The organism is Pseudomonas putida (assembly GCF_002906855.1).
Classification (GTDB): Bacteria; Pseudomonadota; Gammaproteobacteria; order Pseudomonadales; family Pseudomonadaceae; genus Aquipseudomonas; species Aquipseudomonas putida_N.
The window spans coordinates 350,427-377,067 of record NZ_MINI01000048.1; the positions used below are offsets into that span (position 1 = coordinate 350,427).

The following is a 26,641-nucleotide window of genomic DNA, read 5'->3' on the forward strand; positions in this document are numbered from 1 at the left end:
TTACCCCTTGACCGCGCCGGCCGTGAGCCCGCGGACGAAATATTTGCCTGCCACCACGTAGACCAACAGGGTTGGCAGGCCGGCGATCATCGCCGCCGCCATGTCGACGTTGTATTCCTTGGCCCCAGTGCTGGTGTTGACCAGGTTGTTCAGGGCCACGGTGATCGGCTGTGAGTCGCCGCTGGAGAACACCACGCCGAACAGGAAGTCATTCCAGATCTGGGTGAACTGCCAGATCAGGCAGACCATGATGATTGGTGTCGACATCGGCAGAATGATGCGGCGGAAGATAGTGAAGAAGCCGGCGCCGTCCAGGCGCGCAGCCTTGACCAGTGCATCGGGGATGCTCACGTAGAAGTTGCGGAAGAACAGCGTGGTGAACGCCAGGCCGTAGACCACGTGCACCAGTACCAGGCCGCTGGTGGTGCTGGCCAGGCCCAGCTTGCCAAGGGTGAACGACGCCGGCAGCAACACTGTCTGGAACGGCAGGAAGCAACCGAACAGCAGCAGGCCGAAGAACAGCTGCGAGCCGCGAAAGCGCCACATCGACAACACATAGCCATTCAGTGCACCGATGCTGGTAGAGATCAGCACCGCCGGCACGGTGATCATGATCGAGTTCCAGAAGTAACCACTGACCGTGCCCCAGGCCTTGACCCAGCCGATGCCAGTGATCACGGCGGGCCAGCTCAGCAGGTTGCCGGTGCTGATGTCTTCCGGCGACTTGAAGCTGGTCAGCAGCATCACCACCAGCGGCACCAGGTACAACAGCACGGCGATCAGCAGCACCGCATGGATCGTGATGCGGCTCAGGCTCAGCGCTGGTTTTTCCGAAAGACTATGCATGGCGCTTGCTCCGCAGCTCCGAGTACAGGTACGGCACGAGGATCGCCAGGATCGCCCCGAGCATGAGGATGGCACTGGCCGAGCCCATGCCCATCTGGCCGCGGCTGAAAGTGAAGGAGTACATGAACATTGCCGGCAGGTCGGAGGAGTAGCCCGGGCCACCGGCTGTCATTGCCGCCACCAGGTCGAAGCTCTTGATGGCAATGTGCGAAAGAATCATCAGCGAACTGAAGAACACCGGGCGCAGGCTGGGCAGCACCACGGTCCAGTAGATGCGCGGCAGGCTGGCACCGTCGATCTGTGCAGCGCGGATGATCGACGGGTCAACCCCGCGCAGGCCGGCGAGGAACATCGCCATGATGAAGCCCGAAGCCTGCCACACCGCGGCGATCACCAGGCAGTACACCACCCGGTCAGGGTCGATCAGCCAGTCCAGGCGAAAGCCCTCCCAACCCCAGTCGCGCAGCAACTTGTCCAGGCCCATGCCGGGGTTGAGCAGCCACTTCCAGGCGGTACCGGTGACGATCATCGACAACGCCATGGGGTACAGGTAAATGGTGCGGATGAAGCCTTCGCGGCGGATGCGCTGGTCCAGCAGCACGGCAAGCAGCACGCCGATGGCGAGGCTGATGGTGATGAACAGGCCACCGAACAGCATCAGGTTCTTGCTTGCCACCCACCAGCGGTCGTTGTCGAACAACCGGGCGTACTGCGCCAGGCCTGCCCACTTGTAGGTCGGCAGAAAGGTCGAAGTGGTGAAGGAGAGGATGAAGGTCCACAGGATGTAGCCGTAGAAGCCCACCAGGACGATGAACATGCTCGGCGCCAGCACCAGTTTCGGTAGCCAGCGCTGCAGCGCATCCAGGGGGGAGGCCCGCAGTTGGGCGGTTGTTGTTGTCATGTTGTGAATCTCGAGGTACGGGCGGTGCTTTGCACCGCTTCGCGGGCATGCCCGCTCCCACAGTGGGCCTGCTCACCACAGGTCCTGGGCAGGGCGCCGAACCTGTGGGAGCGGGCATGCCCGCGAATGGCTTACTTGGCCGCCTTGATCGCCGCCGCCAGCTTCTTCGCCGCATCGGCCGGGTCGGCCTTGGGGTCATTGATGTAGTTGGTTACCACATCGAAGAAGGCGCCCTGCACGGCCAGCGTGGTGGCCATGTTGTGCGCCATGCTCGGCTGCAGGCCGCCGCTCTTGGCGTCGGCGAGGAAGTCCTTGGCGGAGGTCTGGGCACAGGCGTCGAAGCCGTACTTGCCCATGTCGGCAAGCATGTCGTTGCGCACCGGGATCGAGCCCTTGTTGATACTGAAGACCTTCTGGAAGTCTTCACCCAACACCTTGCGGGCGATGTCCTGCTGCCCGGCGGCAGTGCCCTTGTCGTTCTGCTTGAACACCACCAGCGAGTCGATGTTGTACAGGAATGCCTTGTCCGTGCCGGGGAACGGCACGCACTGGTAATCCTTGCCGGCGGTCTTCTTCGCCAGGGTCCACTCGCTCTTGGCCCAGTCGCCCATGATCTGCATGCCGGCCTTGCCGTTGATGACTTTGGCCGCTTCGAGGTTCCAGTCCTGGCCCTTGCCGTCAGGATCCATATAGGTGGCGACTTTCTTGAGTTCGGCGAGCGACTTGACCATCTCGGGGCCGGTCAGGGCTTTCTCATCCAACTCGACCAACGCTTTCTTGTAACCCTCCACCCCCATCACCGCCAACACCACGCTCTCGAAGACCGTGCTGTCCTGCCAGGGCTGGCCGCCATGGGCGAGAGGAATGAAACCGGCAGCCTTGAGCTTGTCGGCAGCGGCGTAGAATTCGTCGAGGGTGGTCGGTGCCTTGTCGATGCCGGCCTTCTTGAATACCTCAGGGTTGATCCACAACCAGTTGATGCGGTGGATGTTGACCGGCACCGCGACATAGTCACCGTCGTACTTCACGGTGTCGGCGACCTTCTTGTCGAGCAGCGAATCCCACTTTTCTTCCTTGGCGACGTCCTTGAGCACATCGGCGTCGAGCAGCCCGGTAGCGGCCCAGTCCTGGATGTCCGGCCCCTTGATCTGCGCGACACCAGGCGGATTGCCGGCTACTGCGCGGCTCTTGAGCACGGTCATGGCCGTGGCACCACCGCCACCTGCGACAGCGCCGTCCTTCCAGGTGAAGCCGTCTTTCTCGACCTGGGCCTTGAGCACATCCACAGCGGCTTTTTCGCCACCGGAGGTCCACCAGTGCACCACTTCGACGCTGCCTTTGGATTCGGCGGCGGAGGCACTGAGCGGCAAGAGCGAGGCGAGGGAGATCGCGGCAGCGAGGCGGAGAGTCGAATTCATCGGAGTACCTTTCTTGTTGTTATGCCGGGCAAGTCGATCGCTTGCATTGCATGGAGTCTAATCAGCGCGCCCGCCTCGCCAGGTAACGAAGCGATGCGCGAATGTCATCGTTTGGTTACATAACGCGAAATTGCCGTTGCCAGGCTGGGTGCCAGGGGTAAAACCGGCAGCAGAACCGCCTGATACGCGTGATACAGGTCCGGCTTGCCCGGCCAGATGGTGCCGGCAGGGCGATTGTTCGCATCGAGTTCGTGGTGCCAGCTGCCGCCGGCACGGTCGATGAAATGGTTGTCGATGAACCCCCAGAAACAGTGGTACCACTTCTCATAATTGGCTTCGCCGGTTCTGCGCAACAGCGCGGCGGCGGCAGCGCTCGCCTCGGCATGCACCCAGTGCAGGCGCTGTCTGACCACAGGGCGGTTGTCCCAGTCCAGGGTGTAGACGAAGCCAGGTTCGCCATCGGCATGCCAGGCGTGACGACAGGCGCTGTCGAACAGGCCACGGGCGCAGGCCAGCAGCCAATCGGGTACAGGGAGACCAGCCAAGTGCAGGCTGGCCTCCAGGTGCAGCAGCAGGCGTGCCCATTCCATGGCATGCCCCGGCGTTGTGCCGTAAGGGCGGAAGTGGTCGGCCGGATGCTCCAGGTTATAGTGCGGCACTGGCTGCCAGAACGCGTCGAAATGCTCGATGACCCGATGGCCGTTGGCAGCGGCATGGGTGTGGATGATGCGTTCGGCAATGCGCAACGCCCGTTGCAGCCACAGTGTGTTGCCGGTGGCATCGGCCAGGGCCAGGAACGCCTCGGTAGCGTGCATGTTGCTGTTGGCGCCACGGTAGGCTTCAGGCAGCTGCCAGGCGCGGGAGAAGGTTTCACGCAGGGCGCCCTCCTGCTCGCACCAGAAGTGCGCATCGATTACCCCTACGGCGTCCTCCAGCAACTGCTCAGCACCGGCCATCCCGGCCACCTTGGCGGAACTGGCGGCCAGCGCGACGAATGCATGCAGGTAGGCAGCCTTGCCACTGTCGTAGAGGCCTTCGGGGTGCGCGAACCAGCCATCGTAGCTGGCATCGCGCAACGCCCCGCGCAAGGCCGCGACTCCATGCTCGGCGTAAGCCTGGCAGCCAGGCACACCCTGGATGTGCGCGAGGGCGAAGCAATGGGTCATGCGTGCGGTGTTCATGGTTTCGGCGATGGCACCCGGCGCGAGGTTGCCCGACGCATCGAGGTTGCCGAAGCCGGCTGGCAACTTCGATGCCTTGGCGAAGGCCAGCAGGCACTGCCCTTCTGCCATGAGCCAGGCAGCATGAACCGGTGAATCCAGCCAGCTGCCGAACGGGAGATCGATGTGCTTCATGGGCCTGCGCGTTCCTTGCCAGTCGTCTGCGAAGTCTAGCCAGCCGTCCTGGCCGGGATGTCACGAAGGACTGTGGTTGTGTCACCAGTCGGTGACACGCCTCAATCCATGCCTCTTGGCAGATACAGCGTCACCCGCAAACCGCCTTCGCGCAGGTTGAGCAAGCTCACCTCGCCGCCGTGACTGTGGGCGATATTACGTGCGATGCCCAAGCCCAGGCCGTAGCCCTGCTGCTTGCCGGCCAGGCGAAAATGCGGCTCGAACACCTGCTCCATCTGCTGCTGCGGCACGCCGGGCCCCTGGTCATCCACTTGCAGCACGAAGCCCTCGGCGCTGTCGATGATCCGCAGGTGTGCCCGCTCGCCATACTTGATGGCATTGTCGATCAGATTGCCGATACAACGGCGCAGTGCCAGCGGCTTGCCCGGGTATGGCGACATGGCTTGCCCTTCGACGGTGATACGGCCGTCACCCAGATATGGCTCGGCGAGAATCTCCAGCACCTGATTGAGGTCTATCGGCTCGATGTTCTCGTGGATGTCAGTGTCCTTCACGCACTGCAGAGCCCCTTTGACCAGCAGCTCCAGCTCGTCGAGGTCCTGGCTGAACTTGGCCTGCAACCGCTCGTCCTCGAGCAGCTCTACGCGCAGGCGCAAGCGCGTGATCGGCGTGCGCAGGTCGTGGGAAATGGCGCTGAACAACTGCGAGCGCTCGGTCAGGTAACGGCTGATGCGCTCGCGCATGCTGTTGAACGCACGCCCCACTTCGACCACCTCGCTGCCGCCGCCTTCGGCCACCGGTGCCACATCGGCGCCCAACGACAGTTCGCGCGCGGCGCGTGCCAGGCGCTTGAGCGGCCAGCTCTGCCAGTGCACCAGCAAGCCGATGAACAGCAGCAGCAAGACGGTGGTCAGGACGATGAAGCCGATCTGCTGACGCGGCAGGCGTTCGGTTTCGAGGCTGGTGTAGGGTTCGGGCAGCAAGGAGGCGATGTACAGCCATTCGCCCTGGTCCAGGCGGATCTGGGTCACCAGCACTGGCGGGTTGAGCGGCTCCAGGGTCAGCGAGTAATGCGCCCACGAGCGCGGCAGCTCATCGAGCTTCAGGCCACTGTTGAAGATGCGCAGGTCATCGGGGGCGACGAACTCGACGGAGATCTCCATCTGTTCGCCAAGCCGCTCGTGAAGCACGTCCTGGAACACGTCGATCACCGCCTGCTTGCGTGGCGTGATGGGCAACACCGGCATGTCCAGCGGCTTGTCGTTGAGCGACACGAAGAAGCGCGTGCCGCCCATGCTGCGCAACTGATCGAGCACCATCGGCCGATAGGCCACCGGCAGCGAGCGGAAGTAGCTGACGCTGGCGCTCATGGAATGGGCCAGGCTGCCGGCACTGGCGCGCAGGCCCTGCAGCTGGCTGGCACGCAGCTGGGCGACCCAGATCAGGCTCGACAGGCCCTGAGCCAACAGCACCACGAGCAAGGTCAGCAGCAGCATGCGCCCCAGCAGCGAGCGCGGTAGCAGGCGCCAGCGCCGCTCAGGAAGCGCAGCAGACATGGGCAGCCAGCAGGTAACCACTGCCACGCACGGTGCGGATCAGCCGCGCAGGCTTTTCGGTGTCGCGCAGGCGCTGGCGCAGGCGGCTGACCGCCATGTCGACGATGCGATCCAGCGGCATCGGCTCGCGGCCTCGGGTGGCGTTGCCGATGGTGTCGCGGTCGAGGATCTGTTGAGGGTGATCGAGAAACAGCTTGAGCAAGGCGAAGTCGGCACCGGACAGAATCACCTCTTCACCATCGCGGTGGAACAGCCGATGGCTGACGGTATCCAGACGCCAGTCGTCGAAAGCCAACACGACACTGACAGGGGCGGCTTGGCCGAACTCACTGCGGCGCAACAGGGCCTTGATCCGCGCCTGCAATTCACGTGGGCTGAATGGCTTGCCCAGGTAGTCATCGGCGCCCAGCTCCAGGCCGATGACGCGGTCGGCTTCATCGGAGCTGGCGGTCAGCATGATGATCGGTACCCGTGACTGGCGCGGGTGCTGGCGCACCCAGCGGCACAGGCTGAAGCCATCTTCGTCGGGCAACATGACGTCGAGGATCACCAGGTCGCAGGGAGCGTTTTCCAAGGCGCGACGAAAACCCTGGCCATCGGCTTCGGCGTGGACCTGGAAGCCGGCACGGCTCAGGTAGGTTTGCAGCAATTCACGAATTTCCTGATCGTCATCGACCATCAGGATGGACTTTCCGGCAGTGCTCAAGGTATCCCGCCCTCTTGTTGTTGCAGGTCTTTCTCGCCTGCTGTCGCGGTGCAGCCGATCGAGCGTATCAGTGATCCAGGGTTTGCTGCAGTGCCACCCCGGCTCCGAGCAAGCCAGAGAACTCGGCAGTTACCAGCCAAACCGGCACACCTGCAAAATAACCACTCATGCAGCCCTTGTCGGCAAAGCTGGCGGCAAATCCGCTACGCAGGAACAGCTCGGCAAAGCGCGGGATCACGCCGCCGACAATATAGACCCCGCCGCGCGCGCCCAGGGTCAGGACATTGTTACCGGCCACACGCCCGAGGAAGCGGCAGAACTGCTCGATCACCGCCAGCGCCCGTGGCTCGCCGCCCAGCGCCGCATCGGTGATCTGCGCAGGCGTTGTGTGTCGGGGCGTGTCGCCATCCAGTGCGCACAGGGCCTGATACAAACGCACCAGGCCACCACCGCTCAGCACGGTCTCGGCGCTGACGTGGCCGATCTGGCTGTGCAGCTGCTGATGGATCGCCGCCTCGCGGGCGTTGCCCACCGGCAAGTCGACATGCCCGCCTTCACCCGGCAGCGCCTGCCAGTGCTGCTCGCCCAGGCGCAACAGGCTGCCGACCCCCAGGCCGGTGCCCGGGCCGATCACCAGCGCGGGCCGCGCCGGGTCTGCCTTGCCTGGGCAGACCTCACGGTACTCACCGGGTTGCAGGCGGGTCATGCCCAGGGCCTGGGCAGAAAAGTCGTTGATCAGCAGCAGCCGCTCGACCTGCAAGGTCTGGCAGAACGCCTTGTGGCTGAGCCGCCAGTGGTTGTTGGTAAAGCGGAATTCATCGCCATCCACCGGCCCGGCCACCGCCAGGCACACCCCCGCGAGGCCACCACGGGCAATGCCGTGGCCTTGCAGGTAAGCCTCGATGGCCTGCTCCGGGCTGGTGTAATCCGCCGTGGCGAAGACCTTCACCTGGTACAGCTGGTTGTCACGCCACAACGCAAAGCGGGCATTGGTGCCACCGATGTCGCCAACCAGCAGGTCCTTCATTTGAGGTTCTCCAGAGCCGAGGTAAAGGCGCTCGCGCCCTGCTCTGCCGGGCTGAATGCCATGCGCATGAAGCCGAACAGCTCACGGCCGCAGCCCAGGTCGTTGCCCTGAGGCGCGGGCGGCAGGTCACGACCGGCCAGCTCTTCTGCCGACACCATCACCCGCAGCGTGCCTTCGACACCATCGACCCGCACGATATCACCATCGCGCACGCGTGCCAGCGGGCCACCATCGAACGCCTCGGGGCAAACGTGGATGGCCGCCGGGATCTTGCCCGAGGCGCCCGACATACGCCCGTCGGTCACCAGCGCAACCTTGTAGCCACGGTCCTGCAGCACGCCGAGGAACGGCGTCAGCTTGTGCAGCTCGGGCATGCCGTTGCAGCGCGGGCCCTGGAAGCGCACCACGGCAACGAAATCGCACTCCAGTTCACCGGCCTTGAAGGCATCGGCCAGCGACTGCTGGTCATGGAACACCCGTGCCGGCGCTTCGACCACCTGATGCTCAGGCGCTACTGCCGAAACCTTCATCACGCCTCGGCCCAGGTTGCCTTCCATCACCCGCAGGCCACCTTCGGCCGAGAACGGCCGTGCCACCGGGCGCAGGATGCTCTCGTCCAGGCTCTGCTGCGGCCCTTCGCGCCACACCAGCTTGCCGTTGTCGAGGAACGGCTCCTGGGTGTAGCGGCGCAGGCCGTGGCCAGCCACGGTGTTGACGTCTTCGTGCAACAGGCCGGCATCGAGCAGTTCACGGATCAGGAAGGCCATGCCGCCAGCGGCCTGGAAGTGGTTGATGTCGGCCTTGCCGTTGGGGTAGACGTGGGACAGGGTCGGCACCACCTCGGACAGGTCGGCCATGTCTTGCCAGGTCAGCTGGATGCCGGCCGCCTGGGCGATCGCCGGGATGTGCAGGGTGTGGTTGGTCGAGCCGCCGGTGGCGTGCAAGGCGACGATGGAGTTGACCAGCGCTTTCTCGTCGACGATCTCGCCCAGCGGCATGAAGCTGCCGCTGGCCTTGGTCATGCGCGTGACCTGTTGCGCTGCCTCGGCGGTCAGGGCATCGCGCAGCGGGGTGTACGGGTTGACGAACGAGGCGCCTGGCAGGTGCAGGCCCATGACTTCCATCACCAGCTGGTTGGTGTTGGCGGTGCCGTAGAAGGTACAGGTGCCGGGGCTGTGGTAGGACTTCATTTCCGATTCCAGCAGCTCCTCGCGGCTGGCCTTGCCTTCGGCATAGCGCTGGCGCACGTCAGCCTTCTGCTTGTTGGAAATACCGGAAACCATCGGCCCGCCCGGCACGAAGATGGTCGGCAAGTGGCCGAAGCGCAGCGCGCCCATCATCAGCCCGGGGACGATCTTGTCGCAGATGCCGAGCATCAGCGCAGCGTCGAACATGTTGTGCGACAGCGCTACCGCAGTGGACATAGCGATCACTTCGCGGCTGGCAATGGCCAGCTCCATGCCTGGCTCGCCTTGGGTCACGCCGTCGCACATTGCCGGCACGCCACCGGCGAACTGGCCGACCGAGCCGACCTCGCGCAGGGCCTGCTTGATCTGGTCAGGGAAATGCAGGTACGGCTGGTGCGCCGAGAGCATGTCGTTGTAGGACGAGACGATGGCGACGTTGGCCGCGTTCATCAACCGCAGGGTCTGCTTGTCCTCGGCACCGCAACCGGCCACGCCATGGGCGAAGTTGGCGCACTGCAGGCTGGCACGCATGGGCCCGTCACTGGCCGCGCCACGAATCAGCTGCAGGTAGCGTTCGCGGGTGGCTCGGCTGCGTTCGATCAGCCGCTGGGTGACCTCAAGGATGCGCGGATGCATGTACTGGACTCCAGGCTAATTGTAAGGGCGGTTTACCGGGCATTTACCCTCCAAACGATTGCGGCCTAGGCTCAAGGTAGAGGGGCTCGCGATATCGGGGGAGGCACTGTGCCCAACCACTCGTTGTATGTTTAAACAAAATACTGCCATCAAAAAGGCTTGTTTTCTATCTTCGAGTGAATAATCTTGTAATTCCAACAACAAAACCGTTTCAGTGAACCGCCTTTTTGCCACAGGTTTCACTCGGACCGCCAGAGGTACTGCCATGACCCTACGTATCGCCATCAATGGATTCGGCCGCATCGGGCGCAATGTCCTGCGCGCACTGTATACCCAAGGCTACCGCCAGGACCTGCAGGTCGTCGCCATCAACGACCTGGGTGACAGCGCGATGAACGCCCACCTGCTCAAATATGACAGCGTCCACGGCACATTCGATGCGCTGGTCGAGGCCGACCATGAAAGCCTGACGGTCAATGGTGACCGTATCGCGGTCAGTGCCATCCGCAACCCGGCCGAACTGCCCTGGAAGGCCGAAGCGATCGACGTGGTGTTCGAATGCACCGGGCTGTTCACCGACCGTGCCAAGGCCGCCGCGCACCTGGCTGCGGGCGCCGGCAAGGTGATCGTCTCGGCGCCGGGCAAGGGCGTCGATGCCACCGTGGTGTACGGGGTCAACCACGATATCCTGCGGGCTTCGCACCAGGTCATCTCCAACGCCTCGTGCACCACCAACTGCCTGGCGCCGATCGCCCAGGTGCTGCACCGCGAGTTCGGCATCGAACAGGGGCTGATGACCACCATCCACGCCTACACCAACGACCAGGTGCTGACCGACGTCTATCACAGCGACCCATACCGCGCCCGCTCGGCCACCCAGTCGATGATCCCGAGCAAGACCGGCGCCGCCGAAGCCGTGGGCCTGGTGCTGCCGGAACTGGCCGGCAAGCTCACCGGCATGGCGGTGCGGGTGCCGGTGATCAACGTGTCGCTGGTCGACTTGACCGTCAACCTCAAGCGCGAGGCCACCGCCGAGCAGGTCAACCAGCTGTTCCTCGAAGCCAGCCGGCACTCCAAGGTGCTCGGTTACAACGCCCTGCCGCTGGTGTCGTGCGACTTCAACCACAACCCGCTGTCGTCGATCTTCGATGCCAACCATACCCGCGCCAACGGGAGGATGCTCAAGGTGCTGGCTTGGTATGACAACGAGTGGGGGTTCTCCAACCGGATGCTGGATAACTGTCTGGCATTGGCCAGCGCGCGCTGAAGGGCTCCTGACTGGAGATTTTTGCCGCTTATGAGACCGAGCGCTGCGCGGGCGGCGCTCGGTCTCATAAGCGCTGAGAATCCCAAGTCGAACACCCCGCCCCCATACAATCTTTACCTTTTTCTAACAAATCCAGGCTTGACCTGACTACGAGATGATAAGCATTATCATTAACCTTTCGTCGGCCAGGTCACCCCGTGAGTCAGTCCCGGTTCAACTCCGTCTTCCTCGTCCAGCGCCTTTCCCTGCTGCGCACCCTGCAACGCATGGTAGGCAACCCCAACACCGCCGAGGACCTGCTGCAGGAAACCTACCTGCGGGTGTCCCGCGCCTTGGGCGAGCGGCCCATCGAACACCTCGAGCCCTTCGTGTTCCAGACCGCCCGCAACCTCGCCCTGGACCACCTGCGCACGCGGCGGGTGCAGTCGCGCATGCTGGTCGACGATGTGCCCGACGAGGTGCTGCACAATGTCGCCTCCCCGCTGGGTAGCAGTGAGGACGCCGCCCACGCCGAACAACTGCTCAAGCACCTGAGCGTCAGCCTCAACCAGCTGACCGAGCGCCAGCAGCGCATTTTCATCCTCAGCCGCCTGCACGGCGCCAGCTACCTGGAAATTGCCGAGCAACTGCAGGTCTCGGCCAGCACGGTACAGAAGGAACTGAAACTGATCATGGCCATCTGCATGGGCGTGGCCGACCGTCTCAAATGAGCCGACCGCAGGCGTGCCGAATGCTGCATGGCGCTTGCCATGCTTCGCCCAAGCCTTGATCATTCGCAAAAATACCTGCAAGGACCCACCGTGACCGACAGCCCCGTCACTCGCCCGCCAGCCACCGGGCCCGACGCCCGCGCCCGTGCGCTGGACGAGGCGCTGGACTGGCTCGTTCGCCTGCAGTGCGCCAGCGAAGCCGACACCCTCGCCTTCGAGCAATGGCTCAGCGCAGCTCCGGAAAACGCCGAGGCCTATGTCGAGGCTGAAGCCTTGTGGAACGGCACCCCGCTGCGCCAGGCCGCCATGCACATGCACCAGCACCAGCGCCGCTCGCTGCGCGGCCGCCTGCGCGCGCACTGGAAGCCACTGGCGACCGCCGCCGTGCTGTTGGTGGGGCTGTTCACCTTCGGCAACCTGCCGGTGCGCCTGCAGGCCGACCACCTGACCGTGGTCGGTGAACGCCAGCGTCTGGAGCTGGATAACGGCGCCAAGGTCCTGCTCAACACCAATTCCGCCTTCGCCAGCGACCAGCAGGGCGGCCGCCAGGTCGCACGCCTGCTACAAGGCGAGGCGTACTTCCAGGTGCCCGGTGGCGCCCAGCTGCCGCTGGAAGTGCAGGCAGGCCCCGTGCGTGCACAGGTACGCGACACCGATTTTGCCGTGCGCTACCTCGACGGCGAGGCACAGGTTCGCGTGCAGCGCGGCGACGTCGACCTGCAGGGGGCACTCGACCAGCGCATCCGCCTCAGTGCCGGCGACAGCATCAGTGTCGGCCCGCAGGGTTTCGGCCAGCGCCAGCGCCCGGACATGCACAGGGACCTGGCCTGGGTCGACGGCCGCCTGGTGTTCGAGAACTGCCCGTTGAGCCAGGTGCTGGCCGAAGTGCGCCGCTATTACCCTGGCTGGATCATCAACCGCAACGACCACCTCGGCGACATGGCGGTGACTGGCAACTACCGCCTCGATCAGCCGTTGGAAACCCTGCGCGCCCTGGCCCACATCACCTCGGCGCAACTGCACGAATTACCCGCCGTGGTGATCATCAACTGAGCGACAAGTTTTTTTACGCGATCGCGTCTCCCCGCTCGTCTCGTTATAGCCAATGCAACTGATTCTTGTTTAAAAACAAGAACGGTAATCACCTATAACAGTTCGCGCGTCAGGGAGCGCTTTCGATGTCCACAGGTCCATCTCGCCCGTCCACCCTTCCCCGCCGTACCGGTCAGCTGTCGCTGCTGACACTGGCTCTGCTCGCCAGCGGTGCCTGCAGCCTGCCGGCGCTGGCCGCCGAACCGGCCCAGGCCAGCAGCCCGCGCATGGGCGACTACCGCTTCAGCATCGCCCAGCAGCCGCTGGTCGAAGCGATCAATGCCTTCAGCAAGGTCACTGGCTGGCAGGTCGGCTTCAGCGCCGAACTGGCCGACGGCGTGGCATCGCCGGGTGTACAGGGTTCGCTGGCGCCGGAAGCTGCACTCAAGCGCCTGCTCCAGGGCACCGGCCTGGGCTTGCGCAAGATCAGCAACGGCAACGTGGTGCTCGAACGACAGTCGGCGGGCAACGTCATCGCCCTGCAGCAGATGACCGTCAGCGCCACCCGTAGCGCCCAGGACGTGAGCCAGGTGCCAAGCACCGTGAGCGTGCAGACCCGTGAGCAACTGGACCGGCAGAACGTCAACAACATCCAGGAGCTGGTGCGATACGAACCGGGTGTCTCGGTGGGGGGCACCGGCCAGCGCAGCGGCCTGAACGGCTACAACATCCGCGGCATCGACGGTGAGCGCGTGCTCACCCAGGTTGACGGCGTATCGATCCCCGACAGCTTCTTCTACGGCCCTTACGCCCAGACCCAGCGCAACTACGTCGACCCCGAGATCGTCAAGCGCGTGGAGATACTCCGCGGCCCGGCTTCGGTGCTGTACGGCAGCAACGCCATCGGCGGCGCGGTAAGCTACTTCACCCTCGACCCGGACGATATCATCAAGCCAGGCAAGGACGTCGGCGCGCGCCTGAAGACCGGCTACAGCTCAGCCGATGAGAGCTGGCTGACCTCGGCTACCGTGGCTGGCCGCACCGGCGATTTCGACGGCCTGCTGCACCTGAGCCAGCGCAATGGTCACGAAACCGAATCCTACGGTAGCCATGGTGGCACCGGCCTGTCGCGCACCGAGGCCAATCCGCAAGACGTGCGCACTACCAACGTCCTGGCCAAGCTCGGCTGGAACTACGCCGACGATGCCCGCCTGGGGTTGACCTACGAACGTTACAAGGATGACCGCGACCAGAACATCCTCAGCGCCGTCGGTGGCCCGTTCACCAACGGCACCGGCCTGGGCATGTACCGCAGCCGCACCGGCAACGACACCGTGACCCGTGAGCGCTTCGGCATCAACCATGAGTTCGGCCTGGATTCGCTGGTCGCCGACCACGTGAAATGGAGCCTGAACTACCAGATCGCCAAGACCGACCAGAGCACCGAGGAAGTCTACTTCCCGTTCAGCCGCACCGTGCTGCGCACCCGCGACACCACCTACAAGGACCGCCAGTGGGTGTTCGACGCCCAGCTGGACAAGGCCTTCAGCGTCGGCGCCACCGACCACCTGCTGACCTACGGCACCACCCTCAAGCACGAGAAGGTCACCGGTTCGCGCAGTGGCACCGGCACCTGCCTGGCAGTCGGTGGCACCTGCCGCGTCATCGGCCAGGTCAGCACCAGCGATGCCCAGGCACTGGTTAGTGACTTCCCGGACCCGACCGTGAACACCTACAGCCTGTTCGTGCAGGATGAAATCCGCTGGAACAACTGGACCTTCATGCCCGGCGCGCGCTACGACTACACACGCATGGAGCCGAAGTTCACCGAGGAGTTCCTGCGTGGTATCCAGGGCTCAGGCACCGCTCCAAACAGCCTCGACGACTCGGACAAGAAGTGGCACCGCGTCTCGCCCAAGTTCGGCCTGACCTATGCCTTCAACGACCACTACACCTGGTACGGCCAGTACGCCGAAGGTTTCCGTACCCCGACGGCAAAGTCGATGTACGGGCGTTTTGAAAACCCGACCCTGGGCTACAGCGTGCAGGGCAACCCCGGCCTCGAACCGGAAAAGAGCAAGAGCTACGAAACCGGCCTGCGCGGCAACTTCGACGCCGGCAACTTCGACGTGGCGGTGTTCTACAACAAGTACCGCGACTTCATCGACGAAGACGCCGTACAGTCGGCCAACCTGGAAACCACGTTCCAGGCCAACAACATCAAGCACGCCACCATCAAGGGCGCCGAGATCAAGGGCCGCCTGAACCTCGACCACTTCGGTGCGCCGCAGGGCCTGTACACCCAGGGTTCGATCGCCTACGCCTATGGCCGCAACGATGACAACGGCCAGCCGCTGAACAGCGTCAACCCGCTGACCGGCGTGTTCGGCCTGGGTTACGAGCAGCCGAACTATGGTGGCCTGCTGAGCTGGACCTTGGTCAAGCGCAAGACCCGTGTCGACGACACCACGTTCTTCGCGCCGGACGGCCAGAGCTCGCAGTTCCGCACTCCGGGTTACGGCGTGCTGGACCTGAGCGGCTTCTACAAGGTGACCGACGACGTCACTGTCAACGCTGGGCTGTACAACCTGACCGACAAGAACTACTGGCAGTGGGATTCGGTGCGTGGCTACGACGGCCAGGGTGAAGCTGGCGTGACCCAGCCGGCCAACCTCGACCGCCTGACCATGCCGGGGCGCAACTTCGCCGTCAATGTGGTGTGGGATATCTGATGTAGGGCTATAGCGTTGCGGCGCCTGTGGGATCGCGCGGCGCGCGATCTCACAGGCGCTGCAGCACTCAAGACAGACCCAAGTTTTTTTACTCTCCCCGCCCCGCTGTTTCGTCTTGTCACTAGACGCCCTCATTTACCAAGGACACGCCCATGACCGACCGCCCAGCCCTGCGCTCGCAACGCCTGAACCAGGCCACCCACGCTCCGCACAGCGAGCTCGACGCCCTGGTCAAATCCCATGCGCCATTCGACAGCCGCGAAAGCTTCGCCCGCTTCGTCGTCGCCCAATACCTGTTCCAGGCCGAACTGCAGGCCCTGTACAACGACCCGCAACTGATCGCCATCGTCCCTGACCTGGCCGAGCGCTGCCGCGCCGAACAGGCCCGCCTGGATCTCGCCGACCTGAACACCGAAGTCCCGGCCGCCGTTCCCGGTGCCCTGCACAATCCGACCCTGGGTGAAGCCATGGGCTGGATCTTCGTCTCGGAAGGCTCCAAACTTGGCGCTGCGTTTCTGATCAAGCGTGCCGTGGCCCTGGAGTTGTCCGACAGCTTCGGTGCCCGCCACCTCGGCGAGCCGGCCGGTGGCCGTGCCGAAGGCTGGAAGCAGTTCACCCGTATCCTCGATGGCCTGGAGCTGTCGCCCGAGGAAGATGCCGCCGCCGAGCGTGCAGCAGTTGCCGCCTTCGAGCGCTTCACCGAACTGCTCAAGCATGCCTATGCCGCGGATGCCGCGCTGGCCTGAGACGCATCAACCGGCCGCCTCTCCGGTGGCCGGACGTTTTTTGCAGTGAGACCATGACCCGACCCGCCCGCTCGAAACTGTCCCGCCTGCTATATGGCATCCTGGCTTACGTAAGCTTGGGGATAGGCCTGGTCGCCATCGTCATCCCCGGCCTGCCGACCACCGAGTTCATCCTGCTGGCCGCCTGGGCCGCGACGCGCAGTTCGCCGCGCCTGTCTGCCTGGCTGGAAAACCATCGCCTGTTCGGGCCGATCCTGTACAACTGGCGCAACGGCAAGGTGATCCAGCGTCGTGCCAAGGTCAGTGCCACCGTCAGCATGCTGCTGTGCGCAGGCTTGATGCTGGTCTTCCTCGAGCACCACTGGCCGGTGTTTCTGGCGATTGCCGGCATGACCCTGGGCAACCTGTGGATCTGGTCTCGCCCTGAACAGCCCTGCCCCTCTACCTCACAAGCTCAACAGCCCTGAATACAGCAGGTAGGCAGCCAGCGCCGCGCCCGCCAGCACTGCCGCGAAAATCAGCTTCTCCCAGGTGGTGAACAGCGTCTGCCCTTGCTCGTGCTTGGCCCGGGCAAAGAGGATTACCCCTGGGGCATAGAGCAGTGCCGACAGCAGCAGGTACTTGAGGCCGCCCGCATACAGCAGCCACACCGCATACAGCAGCGCCAGCGCGGCCACCAGCAGGTCCTTGCGCCGCAGCCCTGCCTGCCCTTCGTAGCTTTCCCCGCGCCAGGCCAGCAGCACGGCATAGGCCGCCGACCACAGATAGGGCACCAGAATCATCGACGATGCCAGGTAGATCAGGCTGGTATAGGTACCTTCTGAAATCAGCGTGATCAGCAGGAAGCCCTGGATCATGCAGTTGGTCAGCCACAGGGCATTGGCCGGCACATGGTTGGCGTTCTCCTTGGCCAGGAAGCGCGGCATGGTCTTGTCACGCGCCGTGGCGTAAAGAATTTCTGCACACAGCAGGGCCCACGACAGCAAGGCACCGAGCAGCGATACCGCCAGGCCAATACTGATCAGCAAGGCCCCCCAAGGGCCGACGATATGCTCCAGCACCGAGGCCAGCGACGGGTTCTGCAACCCGGCCAGCTCCGGCTGGGTCATCACCCCCAGCGACAACACGTTGACCAGCACCAGCAGCGCCAGCACCCCGAGAAACCCGATCACCGTGGCCTTGCCGACGTCCGAGCGGCGCTGCGCCCGCCCGGAATACACACTGGCGCCCTCGATACCGATGAACACGAACACCGTGACCAGCATCATGTTGCGCACCTGGTCCAGCACATTGCCGAACTGTGGATTGCTCAAGCCCCAGATATCACGGGTGAAGATGTCGGCACGGAAGGCAAAGGCGGCGATGACCACGAAGATCAGCAATGGCACCACCTTGGCCACGGTGGTCACCTGGTTGATGAACGCCGCTTCCTTGATGCCACGCAGCACCAGGAAGTGCACCGCCCACAACAGCAGCGAGGCACAGCCGATGGCAATGGGCGTGTTGCCTTCGCCAAACACTGGGAAGTAGAAGCCCAGGGTGCTGAACAGCAGCACGAAGTAACCAACGTTGCCCAGCCAGGCGCTGATCCAGTAACCCCAGGCGGAAGAGAACCCCATGTACTCGCCGAAGCCGGCCTTGGCATAGGCATATACCCCCGAGTCCAGCTCGGGCTTGCGGTTGGCCAGGGTCTGGAACACGAAGGCCAGTGCCAGCATGCCCACTGCCGTGATCGCCCAGCCGATCAGCACAGCGCCGACATCGGCACGGGCGGCCATGTTTTGCGGCAGCGAGAAGATGCCGCCACCAATCATCGAGCCCACCACCAGTGCAATCAGTGCACCCAGTCGCAGCTTTTGTCCGGGTTCGCTCATGGGGCTTCCTTTTTTACGTGCTGTCATGCGTTTGCAACAGTCATGGGCACCATATAAATGCTGTTACTTATATGGCCAAAACCATTAAACCTATAGCATTAATAACCATAATGTCTATCGCCACATTCCCTGTAAAACTAGCAGCTGCCAGGCAACCGGAAAAGAATCTGATAAAACTCGAAATTCTTGTGAAAAATTTGCGAACGCGGCAAAAACGGCTAGCGTCAGAAGTCGCAGGCCAAACGGAGCGTTTGCTCTAGAAGGACATGGAGATGCCAGCGCAAAGGGCCTGCAGCTGAGCAGTCGGCACTCTCCAGGAGTTGCGCGTAGGAAATTTCCTACCTCGCATCGCCAAGCACTGACCTGAGTCAGGTCTTGGCCCAGGCGTCGGATTTATTCTGTCGTCAACTTTCTCCTGGCAGGAGTTGTTAAATGTCTGATTCATCCGGAAAACTAAAACTCGGCGCGTTAGTTGCTCTCGTAGTCGGTTCGATGATTGGTGGCGGGATCTTCTCGCTGCCGCAAAACATGGCCGCCAGTGCGGGGGTTGGGGCGGTATTGATTGGCTGGGCGATCACTGCGGTCGGCATGCTGACCCTGGCGTTCGTGTTCCAGACCCTGGCCAACCGCAAGCCTGACCTGGACGGCGGCGTATACGCCTACGCCAAGGCCGGCTTCGGCGACTACATGGGCTTTTCTTCAGCCTGGGGCTACTGGATCAGTGCCTGGCTGGGCAACGTTGGTTACTTCGTGCTGCTGTTCAGCACCCTCGGTTATTTCTTCCCGGTCTTCGGAGAAGGCAACACCCCGGCGGCGATCATCGGTGCCTCGGTGCTGCTCTGGGCCGTTCACTTCCTGGTACTGCGCGGCATCAAGGAAGCGGCGTTCATCAACCTGGTCACCACCGTGGCCAAGGTCGTGCCGCTGGTGCTGTTCGCCTTGATCTGCCTGTTCGCCTTCAAGCTCGACATCTTCACCGCCGACATCTGGGCGGTGGGCACGCCAGACCTGGGCAGCGTGATGAACCAGGTGCGCAACATGATGCTGGTCACCGTGTGGGTGTTCATCGGCATTGAGGGCGCAAGCATCTTCTCGTCCCGTGCGGAAAAACGCTCAGACGTGGGCAAGGCCACGGTCATCGGCTTCGTCACCGTGCTGCTGTTCCTGGTACTGGTCAACGTGCTGTCGCTGGGCATCATGACCCAACCGGAGCTGGCCAAGCTGCAGAACCCGTCGATGGCCGCCGTGCTTGAACACGTGGTCGGTCACTGGGGCGCGGTGCTGATCAGCGTCGGCCTGATCATCTCGCTGCTCGGGGCCCTGCTGTCGTGGGTGCTGCTGTGCGCCGAGATCATGTTCGCCGCCGCCAAGGACCACACCATGCCGGAGTTCCTGCGCCGCGAGAACGCCAACCATGTGCCGGCCAACGCCCTGTGGCTGACCAACGCCATGGTGCAGATCTTCCTGGTCATCACCCTGTTCTCCAGCAGTACCTACCTGTCGCTGATCTACCTCGCCACCTCGATGATCCTGGTGCCCTACTTGTGGTCGGCGGCTTATGCCTTCCTGCTGGCGCTGCGCAGCGAAACCTACGAACAAGCCCTGGCAGAACGCAAGAAAGACCTGTTCATCGGCGCCATCGCCCTGCTGTACGCCATCTGGCTGCTGTATGCCGGCGGCGTGAAATACCTGCTGCTCTCGGCCCTGCTCTACGCCCCTGGCGCGATCCTGTTCGCCAAGGCCAAGCGTGAAGTAGGCCAACCGATCTTCACCAACGTGGAAAAACTGATCTTCGCAGCCGTGGTCATCGGCGCCCTGGTGGCAGCCTTCGGCCTGTATGACGGCTTCCTGACCCTTTGACCCACGTCCTCGTTCAATTGGAGGAATGAAACCATGTCCGCTGAAAAACAGAAGTACGGTGTCCACTCCGAAGCCGGCAAACTGCGCAAGGTAATGGTTTGCGCACCGGGCCTGGCACACAAGCGGCTGACGCCAAGCAACTGTGATGAATTGCTGTTTGACGATGTGATCTGGGTCGATCAGGCCAAGCGTGACCATTTCGACTTCGTGACCAAGATGCGCGAGCGCGGCGTCGACGTGCTGGAAATGCACAACCTGCTGACCGACATCGTCCAGCAACCCGAAGCCCTGAAGTGGATCCTCGACCGCAAGATCACCGATGACACCGTCGGCGTGGGCCTGAAAAACGAAGTGCGCAGCTGGCTCGAAGGCCTCGATCCGCGCCACCTGGCCGAGTTCCTGATCGGCGGTGTGGCAGGTCAGGACCTGCCGCAGAGTGAAGGCGCCGATGTGGTCAAGATGTACAACGACTACCTGGGCCACTCCAGCTTCATCCTGCCGCCGCTGCCCAACACCCAGTTCACCCGCGACACCACCTGCTGGATCTACGGAGGCGTGACGCTGAACCCGATGTATTGGCCAGCACGTCGCCAGGAAACCCTGCTGACCACCGCCATTTACAAGTTCCACAAAGAGTTCACCAACGCCGACTTCGAAGTCTGGTACGGCGACCCGGACAAGGAGCATGGCTCGTCCACCCTCGAAGGTGGCGACGTGATGCCAATCGGCAACGGCATCGTGCTGATCGGCATGGGCGAGCGTACCTCTCGCCAGGCCATCGGCCAGCTCGCTCGCAACTTGTTCGCCAAGGGCGCGGTCAGGGAAGTCATCGTCGCCGGCCTGCCGAAGTCCCGCGCCGCCATGCACCTGGACACCGTGTTCAGCTTCTGCGACCGCGACCTGATCACGGTCTTCCCGGAAGTGGTGAAAGAGATCGTGCCATTCATCATTCGGCCAGACGAAAGCAAGCCCTACGGCATGGACGTGCGCCGCATCAACAAGTCGTTCATCGAAGTGGTCGGCGAACAGCTTGGTCTCAAGGATGGCCTGCGCGTGGTCGAGACCGGCGGCAACAGCTTCGCCGCCGAACGCGAACAGTGGGATGACGGCAACAACGTGGTGGCCATCGAGCCAGGCGTGGTCATCGGCTACGACCGCAACACCTACACCAACACCCTGCTGCGCAAGGCCGGCATCGAGGTCATCACCATCAGCGCCGGCGAGCTGGGCCGGGGCCGGGGCGGTGGCCACTGCATGACCTGCCCGATCGTGCGCGACCCAATCGACTACTAACGCCCATCACGCCCGGCCGCACTCACGAAGTGGCGGCCGGGACATCACCGAATTCAAGGAGAAAAGTCATGGCGTTCAACATTCACAACCGCAACCTGCTCAGCCTCGAACACCACACCACCCGCGAGCTGCGCTACCTGCTGGACCTGTCGCGCGACCTCAAGCGCGCCAAGTACACCGGCACCGAGCAGCAGCACCTGAAGGGCAACAACATCGCCCTGATCTTCGAGAAGACCTCGACCCGCACCCGCTGCGCCTTCGAAGTCGCCGCCTATGACCAGGGCGCCAACGTCACCTACATCGACCCCAACTCCTCGCAGATCGGCCACAAGGAAAGCATGAAGGACACCGCCCGCGTGCTCGGGCGCATGTACGATGCCATCGAGTACCGCGGCTTCAAGCAGGAAATCGTCGAAGAGCTGGCCAAGTTTGCCGGCGTACCGGTGTTCAACGGCCTGACCGACGAATACCACCCGACCCAGATGATCGCCGACGTGCTGACCATGCGAGAGCACAGCGACAAGCCTCTGCACGACATCAGCTACGCCTACTTGGGCGACGCCCGCAACAACATGGGCAACTCGCTGCTGCTGATCGGCGCCAAGCTCGGCATGGACGTACGCATCGCCGCGCCCAAGGCGCTGTGGCCACATGACGACCTGGTCGAGCGTTGCCACAAGTACGCCGAAGAAAGTGGCGCACGCATCACCCTGACCGAAGACCCCAAGGCCGCGGTCAAGGGCGTCGACTTCATCCACACCGACGTCTGGGTCTCGATGGGCGAGCCGATCGAAGCCTGGGGCGAGCGCATCAAGCAGCTCAAGCCCTATCAGGTGAACAAGGAGCTGATGAAAGCCAGCGGCAACCCACGGACCAAGTTCATGCACTGCCTGCCAGCCTTCCACAACTCCGAGACCAAGGTCGGCAAGCAGATTGCCGAACAGTACCCGGACCTGGCCAACGGTATCGAAGTGACCGATGACGTGTTCGAGTCGCCGGCGTGCATCGCCTTCGAGCAGGCGGAAAACCGCATGCACACCATCAAGGCGATCCTGGTTTCGACCCTGGCTGACCTGTAAGCCGCCCGCGCCGCCCCTGCCCATGGGGCGGCGCCCTTCCCTCTTCGTTAAAGGACATTCCCCATGCGTATCGTTGTTGCACTGGGCGGCAACGCCCTGCTGCGCCGTGGCGAGCCCATGACCGCTGACAACCAGCGCGCCAATATCCGCACCGCCACCGAGCAGATCGCCAAGATTCACCCCGGCAACGAACTGGTCATCGCCCACGGCAACGGCCCCCAGGTCGGCCTGCTGTCGCTCCAGGGCATGGCCTACAAGCCCGACGAAGCCTACCCGCTCGACGTGCTCGGTGCTGAAACCGAAGGCATGATCGGCTACATGATCGAACAGGAGCTGGGCAATCTGCTGGCCTTCGAAGTGCCGTTCGCCACCCTGCTGACCCAGGTGGAAGTGGACGCCAACGACCCGGCCTTCAAGGACCCGAGCAAGTTCATCGGCCCGGTCTACAGCAAGGAAGAGGCCGAGCGCCTGGCCAAGGAAAAAGGCTGGGTGGTCAAGGCCGACGGCGACAAGTACCGCCGCGTGGTCGCCAGCCCGAAACCGAAGCGCATCTTCGAAATCCGCCCGATCAAGTGGCTGCTGGAAAAGAAAAGCATCGTGATCTGCGCAGGCGGTGGTGGCATCCCCACCATGTACGATGAAAACCGCAAGCTCAAAGGCATCGAGGCGGTGATCGACAAGGACCTGTGCTCGGCGCTGCTGGCCGAACAGCTGGAAGCCGACCTTCTGGTAATCGCCACCGACGTCGATGGCGCCTACATTGACTGGGGCAAGCCGACGCAGAAAGCCATCGCCCAGGCCCACCCCGACGAACTCGAACGCCTCGGCTTTGCCGCCGGCTCCATGGGGCCGAAGGTGCAGGCAGCCTGCGATTTTGCCCGGCACACCGGCAAGGTGGCGGTGATCAGCTCGCTGGAGAATATCGAGGGCATCGTCAAAGGCGTCGCCGGCACCCGCGTGAGCACCGAAAAGCCAGGTATCAGCTACCGTTGATTGCAGTGGGCGGGCCTGCCGGGTCCGCCATTTTTACCGTCCAGAGGAGTCTGCCATGGCCACCTACGAGCCAGGTCATGTACATATCGAGCGCACTGCGCTGAACCCGGCTGATCACAGTTACGACCTCAAGGTCGATTACGAAGCGGTCTCCGACGCCAGGGAAGGCAGAGGCATCCAGTTCCACATGCATGGCAGCATCGAAGGCAAGCCGGTGGAAGAAAAGTTCTTCCTGGCCAAGGATCAAGTGCTCCCCAGTTTCCTCATGCAGTTGTCTCGCAGAGCCCAGTCATACCTGCCGCCACCGAAGAAGTTCGAGAATCTGAGTTCGCCGCACAAGATCTATGACTGGATGTTCAAGGATATCCGCGAAAAACTCGATGTGAAGTCGGGCGACCCGATCAAGCCTGAACATCTGGAGTGATTCGAACCTGGGGCCGCTAAGCGGCCCCAGCGATGTTGAGGCATACTACCGACCTCCCAGGCCACCACTTGCACCGTCCCCCATGCGCATCCACGTCAGCTTCATCGACCGCGTCGGCATCACCCAGGAAGTCCTCGCCCTGCTCGGTGCCCGCAACCTCAACCTGGACGCCGTGGAAATGGTCCCGCCGAACGTCTACATCGACGCCCCGACCCTCAGCCCCGCAGTACTCGAAGAGCTCCACGACGCCCTGTTCGAAGTCCGCGGCGTACAATCTGTGGACGTGGTCGACATCCTCCCCGGCCAGCGCCGCCATCTGCAGCTCGACGCCCTGCTGGCGGCCATGAGCGACCCGGTGCTGGCGGTCGACAGCGCCGGCAAGGTGCTGCTGGCCAACCCGGCGCTGATCGCCCTGTGCGGCCGCGAGTCCGCCGGGCGCTCGGTGGGTGAGCTGTTCAACGACCCCGGCCTGCTGCAGGCCTTGCTGGACAACAACTTCCACCTGCCGATGCGCGAGATGCAGCTCAACGGCCAGAGCCTGCTGCTGGACGCCTCGCCGATCACCAACGCAGGCGGCCTGCTGACCTTGTATCCGCCCAACCGCATGGGCGAGCGCCTGTCAGCCCTGCACCACGACCATGCCGAGGGTTTCGATGCGCTGCTCGGCGAGTCGCCAGCGATTCGCACGCTCAAGGCCCGCGCCCTGCGCGTGGCTGCACTCGACGCACCGTTGCTGGTTCATGGCGAAACCGGTACCGGCAAGGAACTGGTGGCCCGCGCCTGCCATGCCATCAGCAGCCGCCATACCGCGCCGTTCCTCGCCCTGAACTGCGCCGCACTGCCCGAGAGCCTGGCCGAGAGCGAGCTGTTCGGCTACGCACCCGGCGCCTTCACCGGCGCCCAACGCGGCGGCAAGCCGGGGCTGATGGAGCTGGCCAACCAGGGCACGGTGTTTCTCGACGAGATCGGCGAAATGTCGCCGTACCTGCAGGCCAAGCTGTTGCGTTTTCTCAGCGATGGCAGCTTCCGCCGCGTCGGTGGCGACCGCGAGGTGAAGGTGGATGTGCGCATCATCAGCGCCACCCACCGCGACCTGGAACGCATGGTCGCCGAAGGCACGTTCCGTGAAGACCTGTTCTACCGGCTGAACGTGCTCAACCTGCAGGTACCGCCGCTGCGTGATCGTGGCCAGGACATCCTGATGCTGGCGCACTACTTCATGCAGCAGGCTTGCACGCAGATCCAGCGCCCGTCTTGTCGTCTGACCCCGGCCACGCATTCGGCTTTACTGGCCAACCCGTGGCCGGGCAACGTGCGCCAGCTGCAGAACGTGATCTTCCGCGCGGCGGCGATCTGCGAGGGCAACCAGGTGGATATCGATGACCTGGACATCGCCGGGACTTCGGTGGCGCGTGGGCAGGATGGCGACGTAGCGAGCCTGGAGCAGGCGGTGGGGGACTTCGAGCGTGAGCTTCTGCAACGGTTGTATGCCAGCTACCCCTCGACCCGGCAACTGGCCGGGCGCTTGCAGACATCGCATACGGCCATTGCTCAACGTTTGCGCAAGTACGGAATTCCCGGCAAAAACTAGGACTTAACGCCCCATTTTTTAAGAAGATCCTTACGGGTTCGACCGATACTTGCTCGCACGCTGCTGCGAAAATTGGCGTTCATCCCTGTTGCTGGAAAGAACGCCTCTCATGCTGGAACTCGACTTCTACGGCACTCTGGTCGCCGCTTCTCTCGTCCTGTTGCTGGGGCACGGGCTGCTCACACGTGTCACCATCCTGCGAACCTACAACATTCCCGAACCGGTTGCCGGTGGGCTGCTCGTCGCGCTTGTTTTACTGGCGCTGCGCAGTTTCGACCTGAAAGTGCAGTTCGATACTTCACTGCAGACACCATTGATGCTGGCATTTTTCGCCACCATCGGGCTGAACGCGGACTTCGCCAGTTTGAAAAAGGGCGGACGTGTGGTCGGGGTTTTCCTGCTCGCGGTCACCGGGCTGCTGCTGGTGCAGAACGCCATGGGCATTGGCCTGGCATCGGCATTGGGGCTGGACCCGCTGATGGGCCTGCTGACCGGCTCCATCACCCTGTCCGGCGGCCACGGCACCGGCGCAGCCTGGAGCAGCACCTTCAGCGAGAAGTACGGCCTGGCGTCGGCCTCGGAGCTGGCCCTGGCATCCGCCACCTTCGGCCTGGTGCTGGGCGGCCTGATCGGCGGCCCGGTTGCCCGCCTGCTGATCAAGCGTGTGCAGGTCCCCGGCGCGGCGCAAACAGCGCCTCACTTGCCCAAGGGTTTTGAAGAACCCAAAAAAGAACGCCTGATCACGCCCTTTTCGTTTATCGAAACCCTGGCGCTGATTTCCGTCAGCCTGCTAGGCGGCACACTCTTGAATGGCCAACTGCTCGGCACGGCCTTCGAGCTGCCTACCTTCGTCTGCGTCCTGTTTGTGGGCGTACTGTTACGCAACGGGCTTTCAGCATTGGGCTTGTATCAGGTGTTCGAGCGTGAAGTGTCGGTGTTGGGCAATGTCAGCCTGTCGCTGTTCCTGGCCATTGCGCTGATGTCCCTCAAGTTGTGGGACCTGGCAGCACTGGCCCTGCCCTTCCTGATCATACTGGCGGCGCAAACTTTGCTCATGGCACTGTTCGCGATCTTCGTCACCTTCCGGGTCATGGGCCGCACCTACGACGCTGCGGTACTGGCGGCAGGCCACTGCGGGTTCGGCCTGGGCGCCACACCGACCGCCATTGCCAACATGCAGGCCGTGACCCACCGCTTCGGGCCTTCGCAACTGGCGTTTCTGGTGGTGCCGATGGTGGGCGCGTTCTTTATCGACATCATTAACGTCATCGTAATCAAGCTGTATCTGGCGCTGCCGTTTTTTGCCGGGAGTTGACTAAAAGGTTTTTTACCAAGATCAAGCGCCGCCCGGGCAGCGCTTGATATGACAGTATAAGTAAATATTCTTTAGCTTACCAAGACAAGAAGT

Annotated in this window: 22 protein-coding genes; 13 read left to right on the forward strand and 9 right to left on the reverse strand. The window is 63.2% G+C overall.

Annotation, left to right across the window (positions count from 1 at the left end; genetic code table 11):
* The 8 genes from BGP85_RS24360 to edd form a co-directional block, all read right to left on the reverse strand.
* Window positions 1–846, reverse strand: coding sequence for a carbohydrate ABC transporter permease (locus BGP85_RS24360; protein WP_103445512.1), 846 nt, complete (start codon window positions 844–846; stop codon window positions 1–3).
* Window positions 839–1,747: a carbohydrate ABC transporter permease gene (locus BGP85_RS24365; protein WP_103445513.1), complete on the reverse strand. Its 909-nt coding sequence runs from the start codon at window positions 1,745–1,747 to the stop codon at window positions 839–841. The genes BGP85_RS24360 and BGP85_RS24365 overlap by 8 nt, the downstream gene beginning before the upstream one ends.
* 131 nt (window positions 1,748–1,878) lie before the next feature.
* On the reverse strand, window positions 1,879–3,165 hold the full coding sequence (locus BGP85_RS24370; protein ID WP_103445514.1) for an ABC transporter substrate-binding protein: 1,287 nt from the start codon (window positions 3,163–3,165) through the stop codon (window positions 1,879–1,881).
* A 104-nt stretch (window positions 3,166–3,269) separates the two neighbouring features.
* Window positions 3,270–4,520: a D-mannose isomerase gene (locus BGP85_RS24375; RefSeq protein WP_103445515.1), complete on the reverse strand. Its 1,251-nt coding sequence runs from the start codon at window positions 4,518–4,520 to the stop codon at window positions 3,270–3,272.
* 101 nt (window positions 4,521–4,621) lie between these two features.
* Window positions 4,622–6,076, reverse strand: coding sequence for an ATP-binding protein (locus BGP85_RS24380; protein WP_103445516.1), 1,455 nt, complete (start codon window positions 6,074–6,076; stop codon window positions 4,622–4,624).
* Window positions 6,057–6,782, reverse strand: a complete 726-nt coding sequence (gene gltR, locus BGP85_RS24385; RefSeq protein ID WP_103445517.1) for a two-component system response regulator GltR — start codon at window positions 6,780–6,782, stop codon at window positions 6,057–6,059. Before gltR ends, BGP85_RS24380 begins: the two co-directional genes overlap by 20 nt.
* Before the next feature lie 67 nt (window positions 6,783–6,849).
* Window positions 6,850–7,809, reverse strand: coding sequence for a glucokinase (locus tag BGP85_RS24390; protein ID WP_103445518.1), 960 nt, complete (start codon window positions 7,807–7,809; stop codon window positions 6,850–6,852).
* Window positions 7,806–9,632, reverse strand: coding sequence for a phosphogluconate dehydratase (edd, locus tag BGP85_RS24395; protein WP_103445519.1), 1,827 nt, complete (start codon window positions 9,630–9,632; stop codon window positions 7,806–7,808). Before edd ends, BGP85_RS24390 begins: the two co-directional genes overlap by 4 nt.
* 265 nt (window positions 9,633–9,897) lie before the next feature.
* Here edd and gap point away from each other — a divergent pair, with 265 nt between their 5' ends.
* The 6 genes from gap to BGP85_RS24425 all read left to right on the forward strand — a co-directional run bounded on the left by gap (window position 9,898) and on the right by BGP85_RS24425 (window position 16,586).
* On the forward strand, window positions 9,898–10,899 hold the full coding sequence (gap, locus tag BGP85_RS24400; RefSeq protein ID WP_103445520.1) for a type I glyceraldehyde-3-phosphate dehydrogenase: 1,002 nt from the start codon (window positions 9,898–9,900) through the stop codon (window positions 10,897–10,899).
* Window positions 10,900–11,096: 197 nt separating this feature from the next.
* Window positions 11,097–11,609 (forward strand): RNA polymerase sigma factor, encoded by a 513-nt coding sequence (locus BGP85_RS24405; RefSeq protein ID WP_103445521.1) that lies wholly within the window; start codon window positions 11,097–11,099, stop codon window positions 11,607–11,609.
* A 90-nt stretch (window positions 11,610–11,699) separates the two neighbouring features.
* On the forward strand, window positions 11,700–12,662 hold the full coding sequence (locus tag BGP85_RS24410) for a FecR family protein (RefSeq protein ID WP_103446227.1): 963 nt from the start codon (window positions 11,700–11,702) through the stop codon (window positions 12,660–12,662).
* A gap of 125 nt (window positions 12,663–12,787) precedes the next feature.
* Window positions 12,788–15,373 (forward strand): TonB-dependent receptor, encoded by a 2,586-nt coding sequence (locus BGP85_RS24415; protein ID WP_103445522.1) that lies wholly within the window; start codon window positions 12,788–12,790, stop codon window positions 15,371–15,373.
* Between the two features lie 152 nt (window positions 15,374–15,525).
* Window positions 15,526–16,119 carry a biliverdin-producing heme oxygenase gene (locus tag BGP85_RS24420; RefSeq protein ID WP_103445523.1) on the forward strand — a complete coding sequence of 198 codons (594 nt, stop codon included), beginning with the start codon at window positions 15,526–15,528 and terminating at the stop codon, window positions 16,117–16,119.
* A gap of 53 nt (window positions 16,120–16,172) precedes the next feature.
* A complete protein-coding gene (locus BGP85_RS24425) occupies window positions 16,173–16,586 on the forward strand; it encodes a YbaN family protein (RefSeq protein ID WP_103445524.1) in 414 nt (137 codons plus the stop codon).
* On the opposite strand, the gene arcD (BGP85_RS24430) is transcribed toward BGP85_RS24425, so the two are convergent.
* Complete coding sequence (gene arcD, locus BGP85_RS24430; RefSeq protein WP_103445525.1) at window positions 16,566–17,993, reverse strand: arginine-ornithine antiporter; 1,428 nt, start codon at window positions 17,991–17,993, stop codon at window positions 16,566–16,568. The genes BGP85_RS24425 and arcD (BGP85_RS24430) overlap by 21 nt on opposite strands.
* Window positions 17,994–18,425: 432 nt before the next feature.
* On the opposite strand from arcD (BGP85_RS24430), the gene arcD (BGP85_RS24440) reads away from it, so the two are divergent.
* The 7 genes from arcD (BGP85_RS24440) (at window position 18,426) to gltS (ending at window position 26,548) form a co-directional block, all read left to right on the forward strand.
* Window positions 18,426–19,853, forward strand: coding sequence for an arginine-ornithine antiporter (arcD, locus tag BGP85_RS24440; protein ID WP_103445527.1), 1,428 nt, complete (start codon window positions 18,426–18,428; stop codon window positions 19,851–19,853).
* A 33-nt stretch (window positions 19,854–19,886) separates the two neighbouring features.
* Window positions 19,887–21,146 carry an arginine deiminase gene (gene arcA / locus BGP85_RS24445; protein WP_103445528.1) on the forward strand — a complete coding sequence of 420 codons (1,260 nt, stop codon included), beginning with the start codon at window positions 19,887–19,889 and terminating at the stop codon, window positions 21,144–21,146.
* A gap of 68 nt (window positions 21,147–21,214) precedes the next feature.
* Entirely contained in the window at window positions 21,215–22,225 is a 1,011-nt protein-coding gene (locus BGP85_RS24450) for an ornithine carbamoyltransferase (protein WP_079229571.1), read from the forward strand.
* A gap of 63 nt (window positions 22,226–22,288) precedes the next feature.
* Window positions 22,289–23,218: a carbamate kinase gene (gene arcC / locus BGP85_RS24455; protein WP_103445529.1), complete on the forward strand. Its 930-nt coding sequence runs from the start codon at window positions 22,289–22,291 to the stop codon at window positions 23,216–23,218.
* A gap of 55 nt (window positions 23,219–23,273) precedes the next feature.
* Window positions 23,274–23,642 carry a DUF5064 family protein gene (locus BGP85_RS24460; RefSeq protein ID WP_103445530.1) on the forward strand — a complete coding sequence of 123 codons (369 nt, stop codon included), beginning with the start codon at window positions 23,274–23,276 and terminating at the stop codon, window positions 23,640–23,642.
* Window positions 23,643–23,724: 82 nt separating this feature from the next.
* Window positions 23,725–25,233: a sigma-54-dependent transcriptional regulator gene (locus BGP85_RS24465; protein WP_103445531.1), complete on the forward strand. Its 1,509-nt coding sequence runs from the start codon at window positions 23,725–23,727 to the stop codon at window positions 25,231–25,233.
* Window positions 25,234–25,342: 109 nt separating this feature from the next.
* Window positions 25,343–26,548, forward strand: coding sequence for a sodium/glutamate symporter (gene gltS / locus BGP85_RS24470; protein ID WP_103445532.1), 1,206 nt, complete (start codon window positions 25,343–25,345; stop codon window positions 26,546–26,548).
* Window positions 26,549–26,641 lie beyond the last annotated feature (93 nt).